Genomic DNA, 17,707 nt, shown 5'->3' on the forward strand with positions numbered 1-17,707 from the left:
GCCGGTAGCCGCCAGACCCGGTCCGCCGTCAGTGGCGCATCGTCCAGGACCTGGAGTGGGGTTGACCCGGTTTGACGGACAGGGTCGGTAAGTTGATCTCACGCTACCTTGCTCGCTGGCCTGCGGGAATTGGCCGTCGCCTCATACTCCGCCGGACTCATATAGTCCAGGGTGGAATGGCGGCGGCGGGTGTTGGACCACCCCTCGATCCACTCGAAGATCGCCGCACGGGCGGCGGCCCGGGTCGGACCATGCCCTCGGGTCGAGCAGTTCGGTCTTGAGGCATCGGGTGCTTTCGCGGCGGGTGAGGCCTTGGCCACGGCGTCGGTCGAGGTAGTCGCGGGTGCGTTGGTCACTGCGGGATCGGGTCAGAGCGATGCGGTAGATGCGGTCCTCGACGCGGGCGTGAGCCCAGTGCCGGGCGTCACAAGTCGCAGCGGTGGGTGCACCGACCGCTCGACATCATCGGTGATCTTCGCCTGCCGAAACGGTCGGTCAGCTACCTGCGGTCGAGTTCGATGGCGTACTGGGAACCCGTCTCGGCGGAGATCTGCCACAGGGTGTCGCTGGTGCATGCGTAGCGGTCGTCCGACAGGTCAGCGGCGAGTGGTTCCCTCTCCCTGGTGGAGCCGTTGACTTTCGTCGTCACGGTGCCAGCGTGAGTCACCTTCTCGTCGTCGTAGCGGATGATGCCGTTGTCGGTGTGATAGCGGGCGGTGATGCTGCCCGTGATGACGAACTCGACCAGGTGGCCGTCGACGGTTGCCGTGTCGGTTACCCCTGTGCCGTAGTCCAGCGTGACGACGCCGTCGCGGGTGAAGGTCTGGGTGGCGCCGCTGCTGGTGAAGTGGGCGGTGCTCACTCCGATGGACGTGTCGGTGCGGTGAGAGGCTTCCCGCCAGGTCCCGATCAGGCACGGGTCGATCGTGCGGGTACGGGGGACGCCTCCGGCGGCCGGCAGCGGGATCGTGGTGTTCGGAGCCGGGTCCGGTGTCCAGAAGCGAATGTTGCCGGGCACCGCCATCGCGGCGCCGACGATGACGAGTGCGCCCAGCGTGCCGAGCACGCTGACGGTCGGCCACCGCCGGGGACAGTGGCCGGCTGCGGGGACGGCTGGCAGGGCGGGACCGCGCCGCCGCCACAGTGCTGCCGCCCCGGCGCTGAGCAGTGCCGCGGGGACAGCGACGATGGCTCCCCAGACGAGGATGGCATGGAGGTTCGTGTCGATGTGCCCGTCGGGAAGCAGGAGTTTCGGGCTACAGGAGGTTGGGGTCGACCGCTCGACCAGATTGATGCAGTTCGACACGGCCCAACTGGTGTAGTACCCGGCGGTGGCCAGGACTGCGGTGGTCGTGACGGCCAGCGGGACGAGGACCGGACGCAGCCGAGTAGTCGTCGCCGCGACCACTGCGGCAGCGGCGGCTTGCAGGAGGGCCGCCATGATCATGTAGGTGTACGAGTACACGCCCGCGAAGGACCGGATCCCCAACTCGTCGGCGAGATCATCCGGGATGCGTCGTACCTCCACGGGCAGGGCGGCCCGGGCGGCGTAGGGCAGCGCGATCCCGATGAGGACGGCGGTCATCCCGGCGACCGCGCCGATGGTCGCCGCACGGCGGAAACCGGCGAGTCGGCTGGGTCGCTGTCGCCAGCCGAGCAGGACTGCGGGTACGGCCCACAACAGGAGCATGCCGAGCGACGCGACCGGCGTATTCCAGGACAACAGAAAAGGCTGGTACGCGAAGAGGCCACCGATCGTCTCCGCGAGGGTGCTGTACCACTCGATCGCCCAGCCGGTCAGCGGCCAGTCCCCACTGTCAACCGTCGTGAACAGGCCACCGAAGCCGAGGTAGTACCAGAGGGCGAAGAGCGGGGCGCCCACGGCCACAGCGGTCGCGGTGACCACGCTGCCCGACACGCAGCGGTGCCGTTCGGTGCCCGGCTGCTCCAGGAGCGACCGGTCCACCGATCGCGTCCACGCTGAGATCATCAATGCGCCGGTGACGAGTAGCGCGGTGTTCATCGCGAACGCGACCGGCCCGGTGTCGAGCCCTGCCATGCCGGTGTCGGCGGCCAACAGCGACAGCGGGCCGGCGGCGGCGAAGCCGAGCGCACCGGCGACCGGCAGGAGCACCGTCTCACGCCGGGACGGCCGTTGCCCGGAACGCACCGCGTCGACCTGATGGTGAACGGCGCTGACCAGCACGCCGACCAGCAGCATGCCGACCGGCAGCGCAACCAGCACCAGACCGATCATGAGGTATGCGCCCAAGTGGTTTCCCACGAAGATGCTGACGTTGTTCAGCGCCAGCCCGGTGACCAGACCAAGACCGGCCAGGTCCCATCCACCGGTGCGGACCAGACGCCCCGGGTCGCTCATCGCCGCGACCCGGTACCTGGGGTCAGGATGAGTGCCGAGCTGGGCAGCGTAGTGCCGCCATCGTCGCTGCCCTGGCCACCGACCTGCCCGCGGTGGCCAGGGCAGCGCCTCCACCACGCGGGCCAGCGCACCGTCGGGAGCGTCCCAGCCAGCGGCGACCACGTCCGCGTGCACCTCACGGGCACGGAGGATGGCATTGCGGGTCAGGTACACCACCACGGTCAGGAACAGCAGGGCGACAAGGCGGTAGAGCAGTTCTCCCGGCGAGACGGCCTCACCTGGCCACGACCAGACCAGCGGTCGGCGCAGCACGTCCGGGTTCAACGACAGGGCGACGAACGGTGCCACCAGCATCACCACGAACGACCACCAGATCGCGATGGTGAAATAGGTGCGGTCGACATCCCGATTGTGGAGGTGGCCCAACTCGTGCCGGATGACGGCGCGGAACCCGTCCCGGTCGGTGTCGAAACGCAGCAGGAGCCCGACGTCGAGGCATACCCGACGGCGGCGGGGCAGGCCGAAAGCCTGACCGCCGTGCGTGCTCGCGTACGGGTCCAGCAGCCACTGCGGCGGCCGGGCCAGGCCGGCCTGTCGCGCCAGACCATCAAGTTCCGCGAGGACGTCGGCGTTGCCCGCACCGGTCAGCCGGGTCAGCCTGCGGCGGCGGGCCAGCCACCACGGGTGCGACCCGTACAACAACGCGGCCAGGATGAGCTGCGTCAGCAGTCCGAGACCCACCCAGGTCGCCTGCTGGGAGAAGAAAGGCTCCATGCATTGACCGGCCAACCCGCTGTACAGCCGAATACTGTCGGCGGCGGGAAGCTGGAGGGGCGCCACGGCGGCGTCCATCCCGTCCAGACACGGGTTGACCCGCTCACGATGCAACCGCTCCAACGGCGGCGACGCCACATGGATGACGCTGAGCGCGACGACGCTGGACGCCAGCACGGCGGCGATCAGGATGGCGAAGCGGATGTCTGTCCGGGCCCGCAACGAACGCGCTGACACCGGCTCCCGGGCAGTCCGACGATGACGGGAGTCCACGTCATCATCGGCGGAGGCGGTCACTGCGGCGGCGGCCCGGTGATGCCGTCCCCGACCACCGCGGCCGCGATCAGGTCGGCGCGCTGCGGCGACATCTTCGCGTACCGCACCAGCGCCTGCGTCACGATGCCCCGGACCTGCGCCCACTGCTCACCGGTCAGCTCCAGCGCCGCCGAATCACCCGCGACCGTTCCCGCCTCTTCCGCCGGCAGCTCGCCCGGCTGCGTTCCCGGCTCGGCCGGCAGTCCGAGCAGCCGGCGCACCCCCCTGCGGGAAGCCACCGCACACCGCTCCGTCAGGTACACCACCACTTCGGCTGAGGCGGCGAGGAACACCGGAGTAAGCAGCTCCTCAAACCCTGGCAGCCCGAACTTCAATTGGCCACCACCGCTGTCCCCGCCGGACAGTGCCCGTCGTGGATCGGCGAAGAATGCCGCGCGCAGCACGTCGAACACCCGCCGCTCCGCCATCACCCGCGCAGACTCCACGACAGCGGCCCGCTGCAGCATGGCATACGCCACCTCGGCGACGAGCACCTGATCCATCGACTCTCGCGCTCTCACGCCGCACCGTCCCGTCGAACGATCCTCCACATCGTCCCACCGGCATGCCCGACGGAACCCCCTCGCCACAGCACCCGCGATCTGACACTTACGCGGCCGGGAACCCTGACATTCTTGCTCTGCACCGTCACACCGTAGATGCCGACAGACACCAGCCATATATGGCGTCGCTGTCGGCTTGTCGACCCGTCCAAAGAAAGAACCGACCGTATCGGCTTCCGGAATACCGCCACCTACTCGGTGACTACTCGACGGCCCTCGTCGCCTCTCCTCGGCAGCGCCGGTCGTGGCCCTGCAGCAAGTCGGCTCCGCAGACGTCGCGCCGGTGATCCCGGGCGCTGTTGCACTGGCGGATCGGTGGACACGCCGAGCCGCGTCAGCCGGGCATCAGATCCCTCGTGCCAACTCCGTGAACGCGACCGTCTACCGCAGGGCGGGCGGGACGTCAGTGGCGAGTTCGTAGTGTCCGCGCCGGAGGTTCTACACGAAGGCATGGCCGGCGATGATCATGAACGGCATGCCCTCCCCAGATTGCAAGGTCGCTGATGACGGTCCCGGCTCGACAACACCTGCGCGCTGGACCTTGAGTGTCAGCTCCCGCTTGCGCCTATAGCCCTTGCTGCTAATTGCTCCACGGGCAGCCTCTCGTCGAGGGCGATAGTGCCGGCCGATAGGGACTGAGCTGCTGGGCGCACCGATGGAGGTTCCAGGCGCGAGGACCACCGAGGCGGTACCCATAGGCGCTGAACGTACGGATCGACTGCCCCACCATGCCCTCACCGTATCGACGTGACTGCGGAATATTGATGAACCACTCGCTACCTGCCTTCCACTTCGAGGCGCACACCCGCGCCGCCGATCACGACGTCCTTGTCTCGCCCGTCGCCGAGGGAGTGTCACGATCCTGCAACGGCAGCAAGCAGGCACACCGTGTCGATGATCGGCTTGCTTGGCGGATCATGGGCACGTCGATGTAACGGATTGGTTGGCGGAGTTGGGCCAGCTGCATGGCCGATTCGCTCACCGTTTCGCTCGGTCTGAGCCGCCGCGACAGGCCCGGCAGTACCCGTCCGGGCTGGTCGCCGGTTTGGACAGTAGGAACGGCTGGACGCTGGCGGAATAACACCAAGCCCGCCTCAGTCACTACAAACGCCGAGGCAGCATGTCTCGTCTCGGGTTGCTGCCCCCTTGATGCTGAGACGTCGCCGCCCGGCGGTGCGACAGGGACACCGGGCTGCGGGTGAGGCCGTGCACGAGCCGGGGCAGCAGGTGCACGGTGCCCGAACCCACATGACGTTCTCGATGTCGCCGCCGCCCTTGGGCCCCACGCGTCGGCGCACATCGAGCTCCAGGTCCTCGATGACCGGAGCGAGTCTCGGCGCCCCGGGCCGCTGTCTCGTAGAGCATCCACCACAGCTCTTCCCCCACGGCGGAATGTCGCGGCGGGAGAAGAGCCGCCGCGGCCCGGTCCACCGCGCGGGTCGCGTCGACGGCCTCGGGACGTCGCTCGGCGGAAATCCGGAAGCGCAGGCGCCGCTGGCCCGTTGGTCAGCCGACGGACTCGCAGTTTGGCACGCCGGCTTCGAGGGACCAGGTCATGCGTGATCTGGTGGCTGGCCCGTAGACACCGTCGGCCGAGACCCCGATCCGCTGCTGCACCCTGATGAGCGCGGAGCGGGTGCCGGGCCCGAAATTGCTGTCGACGGCGATGTCCTGGCTGTAGCAGTTGACCATGGTGCGCTGCAGGGCCCATACGCCGGGCGAGACGTTGCCGGAGCCCATCACGCAGTCCTTGTTGCCGTTGTAGGTGGGAACGAGTGCTTTGAGAGCGCCTCCTCCGAGCCGAGAGTACGTGTTGCAGTTGGGCAGCGCGGCGCTCGCCGGTGTGGCGGCCAAGACGGTCGTGCCGGCAACTACGACGGCCATCGCGGCGATGGAGCCGATCAGTCGGGCCTTGCGGGCGGCAGCGGTACCGGCCAGGGGTTTCACTGACATGCGACCTCCTCGGGACGTTGCCGCGATCGGATTGCCGCGACATGCCCCCTGTTTGTATGCCGCTCTGAGGGCGTCGCCTGCGACGACGGTCTATTGCGCGAGGCGACGACCTATCGGCACTCTAGGCAACATGCCGCGCACGGAACGTCCGCTTGATCCGTCGTCCGGGCCCGCCGCCGCCTTTGCGATGCAGTTGCGAGCCCTGCGCGTCGCCGCCGGGTCTCCGAAGTACCTGCAGATGGCCCGGCGGACCGGCCGCTCCCGGACTGCATTGGCCGAGGCTGCGGGTGGCGACCACATACCGCAGTGGGAGACGGTCGAGGCGTACGTGCGAGCGTGCGGCGGCGATCCGGCCGAGTGGACCGCCCGCTGGGAGCAGGCGCGCGATGCGGCATCCCGCAACGCCCGAGGCACGCCTCCGTCGCCGCATCGACCCTCAGCGCCGGTAGCACCTGCAGTGCAGAACGAAGCTGCCGAACGGGAAGACGCCGGCACCACGAAGCAGCAACAGACGCGTACCGATTCCGGCGCTGCGGTGAACCCGCTCGGGCAAGCAACGGACCCGGAGCCTAGTGAGGACCGCGACGAGGACAGCTCCGCCCGTGGCGCCCGGCCAGGTATCTGGCAGCGGGCCCGTACCCGTGCCGGGCTGCTGCGGCGGGCCCGGCGACCCGTGCTGCTGGCGGGGGCGGTCGTGACCCTGGTGCTGCTCGGCATGGCCGCTCTGCGGCCCGGCGCGCTGACAGGTTCTCCTACCAGCACCTTCACCACCAACCAGATCCGTGTCGCCAGACCGGCTGCGGTGACGCTTGTGGCCTTCAGCCGGTTCGGCAAGTTCGCCGCCGGGAACCTCGCCGTTACTGGTGCCGGCGGCGTGGTGGAGGTCTGGGACACCCGCACCGTCGTGCGGCGCCACACCCTCGTCACCGGCGATGAACAGGTCACTGACGTGCAGTTCGACCCGCTGAACCGCAACATCCTCGCGACCGCTGGCTCGAATGGCCTGCTACGGCTGTGGGACACCACCGCCGGCAAGCCCATACTCAGCATCACGGGCCAGACAATCGAACACCGGATGATCTTCGCGTTCGATCCGCGGCGGCGAGGGATCGTCGCCACCATCGGCAAGAGCGGAACTGTCCGGATCCTGCAAACGGGCACCGGCCAACTCGTCCGCGAACTACACACCGGACTTACCGACATCACAGCCCTGACTTTCGACTGCCACAACGAAGGTCACCTGACGGTCGGTGGCGACGGCGGGTTGGAGGTCTGGAACAGTAGCGACGGCGCACGCATCAGCGTCGGTGAGCAGATACCGCGACGGGTCACCTCAGTCCGATTCGACCCGCTGACAAGAAACACCCTCGCCGTCGCCGCAGTGGGCGCACCGCCGGGTATCTGGGACGCCAGCAACGGCCGGCCCATTCGCTTCCTCCGCAGCGACGCCCGCCCTGCGGTCACCGCGTTCAATCCACTGATCAGAAACAGCATCGCCGCGGACGATGGTCACGGCCGGATACAGATCTTCGACGCCAGCAACGGCCTACCGGTCCACACTCTCGAAGGCCGATACGGCGCGGTTACCTCACTCGAATATGCACCCGACGGCGCTACTCTGGCCGTCGGCGCGCGCGACGGAATAGTCCGACTGTACGCCGTGGACGACTGGTAGACCTGCCGGGCAGAGCGCGCAACGCGGTTGCGCAGCTGATGCTGCGGCCGGACTCACGCGGATGGTCGCAGGATCGCTCGCCTATCCGCCCATCCTGCGTTTCGGAATCGCAATCCTAACTACCTCGTGCGTGGTCGCGGATACGCCACGGGTTGACCCACGACATAGTGGCCGCCTGGTTCGGGGTCCACCGCTCGACAATCAGCCGCAGCATCGCCGAGATCCGGCCGCTGCTGGCCGAACGCGGCTGCGTGGTGCACGACTGTCAAGCCCCGGGTTTGACGGAGAGTTTCCATCAAACCGGTATGGAACAGTGCGGGTCTCTCGGCGGCCGTGGCCCCGGTCTCGGGCCTCCGTCCGGGTGATGGTGCTCGTCTTCGTGAGTTGACCCGTTCGTCTACCGCGCCGACCGGGTACGTACAGCGGGCGCGGATGGTGTTGCTGGCGGCGGAAGGGCTGCCCCACGCGGAGATCGCGCAGCAGGTCGGGACGACCCGTCAGACCGTCATCGGGTGACGGGCCCGGTACGTCACCGGCGGGATCGATACCTTGGCGGACCTGCCACGCCCTGGGCGCCCGCCGGTCATCGACGAGGCCGCCGTGATGAGCGCGACGTTGAATCCACCACCGCAGCACCTGGGGAGCACCCGCTGGTCGGCCAAAACCCTGGCCGACCAGCTGACCAGGACGGGAACGCCGGTCAGCTTCGCCGAGGTCGCCTGGATCTGGCGGGACTGGGGCCTGCAACCCCACCGGGCCGAGACGTTCAAGTTCTCCACCGACCCGCAGTGGAAGCCAAGATCCGCGACGTGGTCGGGCTCTACCTCCACCCCCCGGACAAGGCCGTGGCCGTCTGCGTCGACGAGAAGTCCCAGATCAAGGCCTCGACCGCACGGCCCCACTGCTACCCATGCGCTTCGGTCAGGCCGAGCGGCGTACCCACGACTACCAGAGACACGGCACGACCACCCTGTTCGCCGCCCTGGAAGTCGCCACCGGTCGGATCACCGCCGACGCCTGCTAGTTTTCAGGCGGCGTCGACACCGACGCCGCGTCAAGGGCGAGCGAGACCACGGGAAACCCGCGTACACCGAAACCTTGCATGGCAGCGAGGCCTGAACGGATCGTCCAGCCTGCCACTCAAGAGCTGTTGTAGGCAACCATGCCAACAGGGACCGGGCCATCTGTGTCCCCTCCAGCACGGTCAGCCACACCGCAGCGGAGGGCGAGCCTCAGGTGGACCCGACCCGAAGGACGTGTTCGGGTAATCTGTGGCCCAGCGGGCCGTTAGCTCAATGGCAGAGCTGAGGACTTTTAATCCTTAGGTTCTGGGTTCGAGTCCCAGGCGGCCCACCATCTGAACTGGGAAAATAGCCATGCGTCACTTCCTGGCGACGACCCTTGCGGGGGTATTGTCGGATTTGGGGTCGCAGTATGCGAGCATCCGCCGAGCACCCCAGCCAGGAATGGCAGTAGGCCTAGGGATCCCCTCGCGCCCGGCTCGTCAAGCGGTCAGCAGTCGCCTGCACTGCCAGCGCTTCGGTCGTTGGTGATCGAGCGCCGTTTCGGCATCTCCTACACGCTGCGCGGGGTGTCCTATCTGCTGCATCGCATCGGGTACAGCCAGCAGGTTCCCACGCGTCGGGCGATCGAACGCGATCCCGAAGCGATCACCGGCTGGCATCGCGGGCGGTGGCCGTCGGTAAGAGGTTAGCGGCGGCGCAAGGCGCCTGGATCTGCTTCCAGGACGAGGCAGGCCAGGTCATGCGACCGCCGGTGGCCACGACGTGGGCCCGGCGGGGGCACACGCCGGTGGTCGAGGTATCCGGCAAGGGCTCCGGCCGGATCTCGATCGCCGGCCTGGTCTGCCTCAAGCCCGGACAGCGAGGCCGGTTGATGTGGCGAACCCGGCTGCACCGTGGTCGTACAGGCGAGCGCGGTAGCTTCAGCGAGGACGACTACATCGCCTTCGTCGACCAGGCCCACCAGCGTCTGCAGGCACCGATGGTGCTGATCTGGGACAACCTGAACACCCACGTCAGCCGCCGCGTGCAGGCCCTGATCGCCACTCGGCCGTGGCTGACCGTGATCCGGTTACCCGCCTACGCTCCGGACCTTAACCCCACCGAAGGCGTCTGGCGCTGGATGAAACGCGGCCTGACCAAACACCGCCGCCCGCGGTGTTGACCACCTCGCCCAACTGGTCAAACGTCGGCTACGCGCGTGTCAGCAACAGACCGATCTCCTCGCCGGCTTCTTCGCCAGCACCGGCATGACCCTCGAACCCGAGCCACCGAGATAGCTCGAACCTTGGCCTTTCGACCTCTGTAGCGGCCCGTCGGCCCACAGGTTACCCGACCACGTCCTCCGGGTCGGGTACGCCTGCGGGCAGCCCCGAAGGCCAGGTTGGGCCGCCCACCTCAGCCGGCGGCCGGTTCCCGGGTGTCGGCCGGAACGACCATGGGTGCTCCGGTGACCGGGTCGGGGACGACCTGGTTCGCCATCCCGAAGACCTGGGCGACGAGCCCGGCGTCGACCGTCGACGCGGGGTCGCCCTCGGCCACGATCCGGCCGTCGCGCATCGCCACCAGGTGGGTGGCGTACCGGGCCGCGTGGTTGAGGTCGTGCAGCACGGCCACCACGGTGCGGCCCCGGGTCACCAGGCGGTGCAGCACGTTGAGCACGTCGATCTGGTGCGCTACGTCCAGGTAGGTGGTGGGCTCGTCGAGCAGGACGAGGGGTGTCTCCTGGGCCAGCACCATGGCGATCCAGGCCCGCTGGCGTTGCCCGCCGGAGAGTTCGTCCACCCGGCGGTCGGCCAGGTCGGTGGTGCCGGTGTCGGCCAGGGCCGACTCGACGGCGTCCTCGTCGGTGTGGGAGAAGCGGCGCAGCACCCGCTGGTGGGCGTAGCGGCCCCGGCCGACCAGTTCGCGGACGGTGATCCCCTCGGGTGCGGTCATGACCTGCGGCAGCAATGCGATCTTGCGGGCGCGTTCCTTCGCCGGCAGGGTGCCGAGGTCCGCTCCGTCGAGCAGCACCCGGCCCACGGCGGGGCGGAGCAGCCCGGCGAGGGCGCGCAGCAGCGTCGACTTGCCGCAGGCGTTCGGCCCGATGAGCACGGTGAACGAGCCGTCCGGCACCGCGAACGACAGGTCGGCGCTGACGGTCCGCTGGTCGTAGCGGAGGGTGACGTCATCCGCCCGCAGCCGCGCGGTCAGCTGGTCGACCATCGGGTCCTCCTGATCTCGTGGACGAGCAACCAGAGCAGGTACGCGCCGCCGAGGGTGACCGTCACCACTCCCACCGGCACGGTCAGCGGGATGACGTGCTGGGCGATCAGGTCGGAGCCGAGCAGCAGCAACGCCCCGACCACGGCGGTGGCGGCGAGCGGCAGTCCCGGTGCCCGGACGAGGCGGCGGGCGATCTGGGGGGCGGCCAGGGCGACGAAGGAGATCGGGCCGGCGACCGTGGTGACGGCGCTGACCAGGACGACCGCGATGACCACGAGGGTGGCGCGGTTCCGGTCGACCGCGACTCCGCTGGCGGCGGCGACGTCGTCACCCAGTTCGAGTTGGGCCAGGGCGGCCGCCCACAGTGGGGTGACGGCCAGCAGCCCCAGGATGATCCCGACGGCGGGCCAGACCACCTCGGCGGTGGCCGCGTTGAGCGAACCGGCGCCCCAGGCGGCGGCGAAGAGTGCCGTCTCCAGGTCGGCGCGGAGCAGCAGCCAGGTGTTGGTGGCGGCGAGCATCGAGGAGACGCCGACGCCGACGACGATGAACCGGAACCCGGAGAGCCCGTCCCGGTAGGCGAGCAGGTAGATCGCCAGGGCCGCCAGCAGGCCGCCGGCGAGTGAGCCGAGCATCAGCAGGTGCCACCCGCCGCCGAGCAGCAGCAGGGCGATCAGCATGCCCGAGAACGAGCCGTTGGCCAGGCCGATGATGTCCGGGCTGGCCAACGGGTTGCGGGTGATGGTCTGGAAGATCGCCCCGGCGACACCGAGCGCCGCGCCGAAGGTGACGGCGGCGGCGATGCGGGGCAGCCGCCACTCCAGCACGACGGTGCGGGTCAGCCCGTCGATCCGGCCGCCGAGCACGCCGAGCACCTCGTCGAGGCGGAGCGGGAAGTCGCCCAGCCAGAGGCCGACCACCGCCAGCGCCGCGACGACGAGCGCGGCGGCGGCGCAGACGGCGGCCTCGCGTACGCCGACGGTCATGTGCCGGTGGTCGGTGCCGAGCAGCAGCCGGCGACCTCCGGCGGTGCGGCGGACCGGCCGGTTCACAGCGCGGTCGCCCGTCGGCGTCGGGCCAGCGCGATCAGCATCGGCGCGCCCACGAACGCGGTGACGATGCCGACGGGCATCTCGCTCGGCAGGACGGCGATCCGGCCGAGCACGTCGGCCAGCAGCACCAGCATCCCGCCGGCCAGCAGGGACCCGGCGAGGATGCGGCGCTGGTCGGTGCCGACGCCCCAGCGCACCAGGTGCGGCACCACGAGCCCGACGAACGAGATGGGGCCGGCGATGGCGCTCGCCCCACCGGCGAGCAGGGTCACCGCACCGAGCACGAGCAGCCGGGTCCGGACGAGGCTGACGCCCTGGGCGGCGGCCAGGTCCGGGCCGAGCGCCAGCGCGTTGAGGCTGCGGGCCGCGAGCAGCGCGGCGAGCAGCCCGGCCACGATCAGGGGCAGCACGGGGAGGAGCACGGCGGTGTCGCGTTCGAGCAGGCTGCCGGCGTTCCAGCCGCGCATCCGGTCGAAGGTGTCGGGGTGGGTGAGGGTGATCCCGGTGGTCAGGCCGGCCAGCACGGCACCGGTCGCCACCCCGGTCACCAGCAGCCGGGTCGGGGTGGCCCGCAGGTCCGCGGCACCGCCGACGGCGTAGACGGCGACGGCGACCAGCAGCGCGCCGAGCAGGGCGAGCCACATGTAGGCGGCCGGCGAGGTGATTCCGAAGAAGGCGATGCCCGCCGCGACGAACGCGGCGGCGCCGGCGTTGACGCCGAGGATGCCCGGCTCGGCGAGCGCGTTGCGGGTGAACGCCTGCATCAGGGCCCCGGCCACCCCGAGTCCGGCACCGACCAGCAGCCCGGCGAGGGTGCGCGGCAGGCGTTGCCCCCAGACGACGTACTGCGCGGTGTCGCTGCCCGCGCCCCGCAACGTCGCCCAGACGTCCGCCGGGGGCACCGGGTTCGCGCCCACGAAGACCGATAACACCAGCGACCCCAGCAGTACGACGACCGCCCCGACCAGCCAGCGCCGGGTGGTACGCCGACGCGCGGCACGGCCGGTGGTCGGCGGTGCCGCGCGGGCGGGTGTGGTGGTGGTCAACTCGACGCGGTGAGGATGCGTTCGAGGTCGTCGAGGACGGCCTGTCCACCGACCGTGCCGACCCCGGTGATCCAGAACGACTGGTCGACCAGGTGCAGGCGGGGGAAGGCGGCGGCGTTGGCGGTGACCGAGGCGGGGATGGTGCTGCGGTCGTTGACGTCGACGGTGGTGACGAAGACGTGGTCGGCCTTGGCCTCCAGCACCCGTTCCGGGGAGATGTCGACCGAGATGGAGTTCTCCCAGTCGCGCTCGGGGGTCTTGAAGCCGACGCACTCCAGCGCGCTGCCCGCGAACGAGGTGGGTCCGTAGAGGGTGAGGACGCCGTCGCGGGGGCGGATGAGCTGGGCGCTCTTACCGGCGGTGCCGAACTTCCTGGCGATGTCGGCGCACCGCTGCCGGTAGCCGGTGAGCAGCTTGTCGGCGGAGTCCGCACCGCCGAGCGTGGTCGCGGTGAAGCGGACGTTGTCCTGCCACGGGTCCGTCTGGGTGGCCATGAACACGGTCGGGGCGACGTCGGTGAGCTGCTGGTAGAGGGCGGAGTGCCGGGACTCGGTGCCGATGATCAGGTCGGGCTTGAGGGCCGCGATCTTCTGCACGTTGGGTTCCTGGACGGTGCCGACGGTGGTGATGCCGCTGGCCTTGTCCCCGAGGTACTTGGGCACCCCGGCGGCCTCGTTCAGCACGGCCGCGCCGACCGGGGTGATCTGCAGCGCGATGGCGGTGTCGAGCTGGACCGGTTCGAGGACGACGACCCGGGTCGGGGTGGTCGGTACGTCGGTCTTGCCGCGCGCGTGGTCGACGGTTCTGGTGTCGCCGACGCTACCCGCCGGGTCGGAGTCGGCGGAGCCGCAGCCGGCCACGACGAGCGCTGCCACCGAGGCGACAGTGAGGGCGAGGAGACGTCGGCGGATTGTTCGAAGGGCTGGCGTGCGCATGGTGCGAGGTTCCCGTCTGACTACTTACGGTGATTGCTCACTAACGTTTTTAGGTTAGCATTACCTAATCATCTATCTCGTCGCGGGCCGGGCGGTCATGCCAATACCCCTGGGTGTGGACCTGTTCCGGATCGACGCCTGCCTCGGTAAAGAGTCGGCGCACCTCGGCAATTCTGCTACTCTCCGTAGCCGTCCAGGCGTAGAAGCGCGCCCCCGCCGCTGCCGCCGCCGGGCCGTGCCCGGCCAGCCAGTCACCCACCATGGCGGTCAGGACCGTCCCGCCCGGAGCGCCACCGCGCAACCGGACCTCGACCGGGTGGCCGGCGGTCACGTCGTCGAGGGTGGCGGCGTCCGCCGCGGTGCCGGCCTCCAACAGGACCGTTACCCGTACCCCCGGCCCGAGGCTGGGCAGGATGCCGCGCACCGCCGGGTACGCCGTCTCGTCCGCCGCGATCAGCACCCGCGTCGCCGGCCCCGGCTCCCACTGCACGCCGTACCCGGGGTGGCCGACCCCGACGTGCGGGCCGGACAGGAGCAGCCGGTCGCCCGGACGGGCCGCCGCCGCCCAGCCGCTCGCCGGACCGTGCGGCTGGTGCAGGTAGAAGTCCAGGTCCAGCTCGCCCGCCGCCGGGCGCGTCCGGTACGCCGTGTAACTGCGTAGCCTCGGCCGCTCGGGATTCGGGATGGCCCGCCACTCCCGCCGCCATTCCTGTTCGGGCAGCCCCGCCCGCAGCTCGGCCGGGTAGTCGCCGGCCACCGGCAGCATGATCTTGATGCGCTGGTCGAGGTGGTGCGGGGCCAGCTCCCGCAGTCGTTCGTCGCCGAGCGTGATCCGGACGAACCCGGGCGACAGCCGCCGGGTCGCCGTCACGGCTGTCTCGAACAGGATGTTGGGCGAGTTGCGGAAGGCGGACATGCCGGCAGAGGCTAGCCGGTCGGATCCGGCCCGTTCGCCGCCCGCAGGGCGCATCCAGGGCAGCAGAGCGGGAGTGTGCGCGGGACATTGACGATGTTGAGGTGGGTGGCCCAATCTTGACGCCACCCCGGGTCAGGAAGACCGGGTTTCTCATCGGGTCGGCGGAGGAGTGCTCATGCCACACATCACGCTCAATACCAGTGAACCCGGAATTCGCGGCCTGTTCCGGTTCAGGCCGGAGACGGCACTACCACTGAACGCGCTGGTGGAGGCGCTGCTGTGTGGCCCGGGCACGTTGACCCGGGGCGAAAGAGAACTCATCGCGGCCTATGTGTCCGGCCTCAACGAATGCCGGTACTGCTACTCCGCCCACGCGGCGTACGCGGCAGCACAGCTCCCCGAGGGCATGACCCTGGTCGAGCAGGTGCACGACGACGTCGACAGCGCGCCGGTGTCGGCCAAGATGCGCGCGCTGCTCGACGTGGCCGGCGCGGTACAGCGGGGTGGCCGGGAGGTCACCGAGGACCTGGTGACCGCCGCCCGGGCCGAGGGCGCCACCGATGTGGAGATCCACGACACCGTGCTGATCGCCGCCGCGTTCTGCATGTTCAACCGCTACGTCGACGGGTTGGCCACCGTGCTGCCGGACGACCCGGACTTCTACCCCGATCGCGCACAGCGGATCGCCGCCCACGGCTACCTCGGTGTGCTGCAACAGGAGGTCATCCGCGAGTGACCGGCCCGGCAGGCCCGTGGGCGTCGGCACGCCGTCAGCGGGCCTGCCGGAGCGCGTCGGCCAGCTCGGTCGCCGTGGTCGCGGTGACCCGGGGTTGGTCGACGAGCATCTCGTCGATCACCCCGGCCAGCCTCGGCGGCACGGTGCCGAGCCGCTGCCGTACAGACACCGGCCGGGTACGCAGGACCACCGCGACCGGGTCGGCCCCGGCGGGGAAATCCCGGGGCGTCGCCCCCGTCAGCATCCAGTAGAGACAGGCGGTGACCGCCCAGAGGTCGACCTCCGGGCGGGCGTACTTGTAGTCGATGAGTTGGGCGCGGGCCTGGAAGGCGATGCTGCCGCCGATCGCGCCGGTCCCGGTGTGCCCCGACAGGCCCGCCTTCTCGAACGCCTTCGCGAGCCCGAAGTCGGCGACCTTGGTGATCACCTCGCCGTCGGGCCCGGTGGCGAGCAGGAGGTTCTGCGGCGTGACGTCCCGGTGCACCAGGCCGTGGGCGATCTCCGTCCGGCCGTCGGCCAGCACGACCGCAAGCTCCGCCCGGTGGGCGTAGGCCAGTGCGTCCAACGCGTCGAGGGTGATCGGCACCGCCTCGTCGACGGTGAGCCGGCCACCGCGCCGGGCGACGAACTCGGCGACACTGCCACCCGGGCAGTATTCGCTGGTGAAGAAGAAGGCGTCGTCGGCCGCGCCGCCGCTGTGCAGGGCGACGACGTTGCGGTGCCGCAGCCCCCTGGTGCAGGCGATCTCGCGGCGGAAGGCGTCGCGTGCGGCCGGGTCCACGGCCCGGTCGGCGAGCAACGTCTTCAGCGCGACGAGCCGGCCGGACGGCTCGTGGCGGGCCAGGTAGACGACGCTGTGGCCGCCCCGGCCGATCTCCCGCAGCACCCGGTGGTCGGTGAAGTCGTCGAGGCCGGGGGCCCCGTCCGCCGCGGCCGTCACCAGCACCGGCAGGGCCCGTCCCCGATCCGGGCCGGGGGTCCCGGTGCCCGGGGTGGTCGGCGTGGTGCCGGCGGGGGTGGCCCCGGTGTCTTCCGGTCCGGCAGCGGCTTCCCGCGTCCCGTCGTCGGGCAGGGTGACGCGTAACGTCGCGCGCCCGAGGCGTACCTCGTCACCGGCCGACAGGTGCCGCTCGCCGTCGACCGGGCGGCCGTTGAGGTGGGTGCCGTGGCGACTGCCGAGGTCGCGTACCCGCACGTTCGGCGGGTCGATGTCGAGCTGGCAGTGCCGGCGGGAGACCCGCCGCTGCCCGTCGTCGACCAGGATCCCGCAGTCGGCGGCCCGGCCCACCACGACCGTCGTGCGGCGGTGGAAGACGTACGTGTCGACGGTGGACCCGGCCCGGACGGTCACCGTGACGGGCGGGGTAACCGGCACCGCCCCGGCGGGTCGCCCGACCCCGGGGTCGTCGGTGCCCACGCCCGGCTGCCCGGTCAGTCGACCAGCGCCACGTACAGCGGGCTGCCCAGCAGCACGGTCATGCCGGGACGCCCGTCGAGTTCCGGGTACGGGCTGGGCCCGGAGAGCAGCCGCTTGGCGAGGAACTCGACGTTCTGCGTGGGCCCCCGCAGGCGGGTGCCGGCCTGGTGCACCGACGCCAGCGCCGCCACCTCCGCCGCGTCGTCCCCGTCGTCCGGGGTGCCCGGCACCGGTTCGGCCTCGTCGTCGACGAGGCCGGCGAGCAGCGCGGGCATCGTGGACGACCCGCCGAACCCGCGCGGGGTCGGCTCGGGCGGTGCCGCGCCGATGACGTGGAACGGTGACCCGCCGAGACCGACGATGGTGTCCTCGGTACGGCCACCGAAGTAGACCAGTGACTGCTCGTCGGTGGTCGGGACGATGCCCCACCGCATCGGCAGCAGTCCCCGGAAGAACTGCCCCGGCTCCTCCACGGAACCGACGTCGGCGTGCTCGTCGAGATAGCGGGCGACCCGCTCCAGGCGGGCCACCCGATCGGTGCCGGGGTTCTCGGTGCTGCGTTTCACGCCGACGACGGTGAGGTTCACACTGAACTCGGCGGCCCGCCTGCGCTGATAGCCGGGGTCGATCTGGGACAACAGCATGTCCACCTTGGCGTCACTGACATAGAGGTAGTAACGAAAGCTCACGGTCACTCCCTGACGACCCGGTCCGG

The 17,707-nt window shown here is 70.2% G+C and carries 16 protein-coding genes, 1 tRNA gene and 2 pseudogenes; 8 read left to right on the top strand and 11 right to left on the bottom strand.

Features of this window, described 5'->3' with window-relative positions; translation table 11 throughout:
• Nucleotides 1-98: 98 nt before the first annotated feature.
• From ACQP1S_RS01550 to ACQP1S_RS01560, 3 genes and pseudogenes are all read right to left on the bottom strand, one after another.
• Nucleotides 99-245: pseudogene (locus ACQP1S_RS01550) on the bottom strand (IS3 family transposase); the annotation flags it as partial.
• Nucleotides 246-499: 254 nt separating this feature from the next.
• The gene (locus ACQP1S_RS01555) at nucleotides 500-3,391 is read right to left on the bottom strand and encodes a M48 family metalloprotease (RefSeq protein ID WP_432902260.1); all 2,892 of its coding nucleotides are present in this window, start codon (nucleotides 3,389-3,391) and stop codon (nucleotides 500-502) included.
• A gap of 56 nt (nucleotides 3,392-3,447) precedes the next feature.
• Entirely contained in the window at nucleotides 3,448-3,972 is a 525-nt protein-coding gene (locus ACQP1S_RS01560) for a hypothetical protein (RefSeq protein ID WP_432902262.1), read from the bottom strand.
• 1,003 nt (nucleotides 3,973-4,975) lie between these two features.
• Between ACQP1S_RS01560 and ACQP1S_RS01565 the strand changes: the two are divergent.
• A pseudogene (locus tag ACQP1S_RS01565) lies at nucleotides 4,976-5,110 on the top strand (IS701 family transposase); the annotation flags it as partial.
• Nucleotides 5,111-5,538: 428 nt separating this feature from the next.
• Here ACQP1S_RS01565 and ACQP1S_RS01570 read toward each other — a convergent pair.
• On the bottom strand, nucleotides 5,539-5,985 hold the full coding sequence (locus ACQP1S_RS01570; RefSeq protein ID WP_432902264.1) for a peptidoglycan-binding domain-containing protein: 447 nt from the start codon (nucleotides 5,983-5,985) through the stop codon (nucleotides 5,539-5,541).
• A gap of 130 nt (nucleotides 5,986-6,115) precedes the next feature.
• Here ACQP1S_RS01570 and ACQP1S_RS01575 point away from each other — a divergent pair, with 130 nt between their 5' ends.
• The 6 genes from ACQP1S_RS01575 (at nucleotide 6,116) to ACQP1S_RS01600 (ending at nucleotide 9,847) form a co-directional block, all read left to right on the top strand.
• A complete protein-coding gene (locus tag ACQP1S_RS01575; protein ID WP_432902265.1) occupies nucleotides 6,116-7,660 on the top strand; it encodes a helix-turn-helix domain-containing protein in 1,545 nt (514 codons plus the stop codon).
• A 167-nt stretch (nucleotides 7,661-7,827) separates the two neighbouring features.
• On the top strand, nucleotides 7,828-8,025 hold the full coding sequence (locus ACQP1S_RS01580) for a transposase family protein (protein ID WP_432902267.1): 198 nt from the start codon (nucleotides 7,828-7,830) through the stop codon (nucleotides 8,023-8,025).
• A gap of 19 nt (nucleotides 8,026-8,044) precedes the next feature.
• Nucleotides 8,045-8,176 carry a helix-turn-helix domain-containing protein gene (locus ACQP1S_RS01585; RefSeq protein WP_432902269.1) on the top strand — a complete coding sequence of 44 codons (132 nt, stop codon included), beginning with the start codon at nucleotides 8,045-8,047 and terminating at the stop codon, nucleotides 8,174-8,176.
• Nucleotides 8,177-8,941: 765 nt separating this feature from the next.
• Nucleotides 8,942-9,016 (top strand) — tRNA-Lys (locus ACQP1S_RS01590).
• A gap of 235 nt (nucleotides 9,017-9,251) precedes the next feature.
• Nucleotides 9,252-9,374, top strand: coding sequence for a winged helix-turn-helix domain-containing protein (locus ACQP1S_RS01595; protein WP_432907701.1), 123 nt, complete (start codon nucleotides 9,252-9,254; stop codon nucleotides 9,372-9,374).
• Nucleotides 9,353-9,847 (top strand): IS630 family transposase, encoded by a 495-nt coding sequence (locus ACQP1S_RS01600; RefSeq protein WP_432902271.1) that lies wholly within the window; start codon nucleotides 9,353-9,355, stop codon nucleotides 9,845-9,847. The genes ACQP1S_RS01595 and ACQP1S_RS01600 overlap by 22 nt, the downstream gene beginning before the upstream one ends.
• Before the next feature lie 233 nt (nucleotides 9,848-10,080).
• On the opposite strand, the gene ACQP1S_RS01605 is transcribed toward ACQP1S_RS01600, so the two are convergent.
• From ACQP1S_RS01605 to ACQP1S_RS01625, 5 genes are all read right to left on the bottom strand, one after another.
• On the bottom strand, nucleotides 10,081-10,878 hold the full coding sequence (locus tag ACQP1S_RS01605) for an ABC transporter ATP-binding protein (protein ID WP_432907704.1): 798 nt from the start codon (nucleotides 10,876-10,878) through the stop codon (nucleotides 10,081-10,083).
• Entirely contained in the window at nucleotides 10,875-11,942 is a 1,068-nt protein-coding gene (locus ACQP1S_RS01610; protein ID WP_432902273.1) for a FecCD family ABC transporter permease, read from the bottom strand. The genes ACQP1S_RS01605 and ACQP1S_RS01610 overlap by 4 nt, the downstream gene beginning before the upstream one ends.
• The gene (locus ACQP1S_RS01615) at nucleotides 11,939-12,988 is read right to left on the bottom strand and encodes a FecCD family ABC transporter permease (protein WP_432902275.1); all 1,050 of its coding nucleotides are present in this window, start codon (nucleotides 12,986-12,988) and stop codon (nucleotides 11,939-11,941) included. The genes ACQP1S_RS01610 and ACQP1S_RS01615 overlap by 4 nt, the downstream gene beginning before the upstream one ends.
• Entirely contained in the window at nucleotides 12,985-13,863 is an 879-nt protein-coding gene (locus ACQP1S_RS01620; RefSeq protein ID WP_432902277.1) for an ABC transporter substrate-binding protein, read from the bottom strand. Before ACQP1S_RS01620 ends, ACQP1S_RS01615 begins: the two co-directional genes overlap by 4 nt.
• A 124-nt stretch (nucleotides 13,864-13,987) precedes the next feature.
• Nucleotides 13,988-14,839: a siderophore-interacting protein gene (locus ACQP1S_RS01625; RefSeq protein WP_432902280.1), complete on the bottom strand. Its 852-nt coding sequence runs from the start codon at nucleotides 14,837-14,839 to the stop codon at nucleotides 13,988-13,990.
• Nucleotides 14,840-15,014: 175 nt separating this feature from the next.
• On the opposite strand from ACQP1S_RS01625, the gene ACQP1S_RS01630 reads away from it, so the two are divergent.
• Nucleotides 15,015-15,575: a carboxymuconolactone decarboxylase family protein gene (locus ACQP1S_RS01630; RefSeq protein ID WP_432902282.1), complete on the top strand. Its 561-nt coding sequence runs from the start codon at nucleotides 15,015-15,017 to the stop codon at nucleotides 15,573-15,575.
• Nucleotides 15,576-15,609: 34 nt separating this feature from the next.
• Here ACQP1S_RS01630 and ACQP1S_RS01635 read toward each other — a convergent pair whose 3' ends face one another.
• Together ACQP1S_RS01635 and ACQP1S_RS01640 are read right to left on the bottom strand one after the other, a co-directional pair.
• Complete coding sequence (locus ACQP1S_RS01635; protein WP_432902284.1) at nucleotides 15,610-16,992, bottom strand: protein kinase domain-containing protein; 1,383 nt, start codon at nucleotides 16,990-16,992, stop codon at nucleotides 15,610-15,612.
• A gap of 14 nt (nucleotides 16,993-17,006) precedes the next feature.
• Nucleotides 17,007-17,681 (bottom strand): DUF7019 family protein, encoded by a 675-nt coding sequence (locus ACQP1S_RS01640; RefSeq protein ID WP_432902286.1) that lies wholly within the window; start codon nucleotides 17,679-17,681, stop codon nucleotides 17,007-17,009.
• Between the last annotated feature and the right edge of the window lie 26 nt (nucleotides 17,682-17,707).

Origin of the sequence: Micromonospora matsumotoense (assembly GCF_050951065.1) — a bacterium.
GTDB lineage: Bacteria > Actinomycetota > Actinomycetes > Mycobacteriales > Micromonosporaceae > Micromonospora > Micromonospora matsumotoensis.

Coding starts and splice junctions, on each gene's coding strand:
- ACQP1S_RS01560 (WP_432902262.1), bottom strand. CDS start 3,972: ATGGATCAGGTGCTCGTCGCCGAGGTGGCGTATGCCATGCTGCAGCGG.
- ACQP1S_RS01570 (WP_432902264.1), bottom strand. CDS start 5,985: ATGTCAGTGAAACCCCTGGCCGGTACCGCTGCCGCCCGCAAGGCCCGA.
- ACQP1S_RS01575 (WP_432902265.1), top strand. CDS start 6,116: ATGCCGCGCACGGAACGTCCGCTTGATCCGTCGTCCGGGCCCGCCGCC.
- ACQP1S_RS01625 (WP_432902280.1), bottom strand. CDS start 14,839: ATGTCCGCCTTCCGCAACTCGCCCAACATCCTGTTCGAGACAGCCGTG.
- ACQP1S_RS01630 (WP_432902282.1), top strand. CDS start 15,015: ATGCCACACATCACGCTCAATACCAGTGAACCCGGAATTCGCGGCCTG.